Here is a 1,429-nt window from a genome sequence, read left to right as displayed (position 1 = left end):
AGTGGCGTCCACCAAGGTGGTGTGCGACGGCCCCGGTGACCAGCGGGCCCTCCACGTGAAGGCGGCCACCGCGTGATCTTCTGGAAGACCTCTCACAGCACCCCAGGAGAAGAACGCGATGACCGCTCCAAGCAGTATCGACCCTGCCCACTTCCTGCACGAGCAGCTGGCCCAGGCCAGCCCTGACCTGCTGCGCCAGATGCTGACCACGTTCATCAACACCCTGATGTCGGCCGAGGCCGACGCCGTGTGTGGCGCCGAGTACGGCGCCCGGTCGGCCGAGCGCACCAACGTCCGCAACGGCTACCGGCAACGTGACTTCGACACCCGCGCCGGCACCCTGGACGTCGCCATCCCCAAGCTGCGCGCCGGGTCGTACTTCCCCGACTGGCTGCTGGAGCGCCGCCGCCGCGCCGAACGCGCACTGACCACGGTGGTCGCGACCTGCTACCTGCTGGGGGTCTCCACCCGGCGGATGGAGAAGCTCGTCGAGTCCCTCGGCATCACCCGGCTGAGCAAGTCCCAAGTCAGCGAGATGGCCAAGGACCTCGACGCCCAGGTCGCGGACTTCCGCCACCGCCCACTGGACGCCGGCCCCTACACCTTCGTCGCCGCCGACGCCCTGGTCCTCAAAGTCCGCGAAGGCGGCCGGGTGGTGGGTGTGCACGCCTTGGTGGCGACCGGCGTGAACGCCGACGGGCACCGGGAGATCCTCGGCCTGCAGGTCACCTCCGCCGAGGACGGCGCCGGCTGGCTCGGGTTCTTCCGAGACCTGACCGCCCGCGGCCTGACCGGCGTTCAGCTTGTGACCAGTGACGCGCACGCTGGGCTGGTCGCCGCGATCGGCGCCACCCTGCCCGGTGCGGCCTGGCAGCGCTGCCGCACCCACTACGCCGCGAACCTGATGGCGGTCTGCCCCAAGAGCAGCTGGCCGTGGGTACGGGCGCTGCTGCACTCGGTCTACGACCAGCCCGACGCCGCCTCCGTGCACGCCCAGTTCGACCGTGTGCTCGACGCACTGGCCGACAAGCTGCCCAAGGTCGCCGAACACCTCGAGACCGCCCGCGCCGACGTACTCGCGTTCACCGCGTTCCCCAAGGAGGTATGGCGCCAGATCTGGAGCAACAACCCCTCCGAGCGGCTCAACCGGGAGATCCGCCGGCGCACCGACGTGGTCGGCATCTTCCCCGACCGCGACTCCGCCATCCGGCTCGTCGGCGCCGTGCTCGCCGAGCAACACGACGACTGGATCGAAGGCCGCCGCTACCTCGGCATCGACGTCCTCGCCCGCTGCCGCATCAGGCCCGTCACCGACACCGGCGCCAGCAGCGAGGAGGTGACCACGCAGCCGACCATCCCGACGCTCAGCGCCTGACCAGACATGAAGATCACGCGGTAGCCGTCACACACCACGCCCGGGGACTTGACC

Annotated in this window: 1 protein-coding gene; it reads left to right on the top strand. The window is 70.3% G+C overall.

The window, feature by feature from the left end; all coding sequences use genetic code 11:
- Positions 1–118 precede the first annotated feature (118 nt).
- Positions 119–1,375: an IS256 family transposase gene (locus tag ACYVG5_RS21400; RefSeq protein ID WP_222050844.1), complete on the top strand. Its 1,257-nt coding sequence runs from the start codon at positions 119–121 to the stop codon at positions 1,373–1,375.
- Positions 1,376–1,429: the final 54 nt, after the last annotated feature.

The sequence above is a fragment of the Modestobacter lapidis genome (genome assembly GCF_054780755.1).
This window is presented reverse-complemented; position numbering and strand designations above follow the sequence as displayed.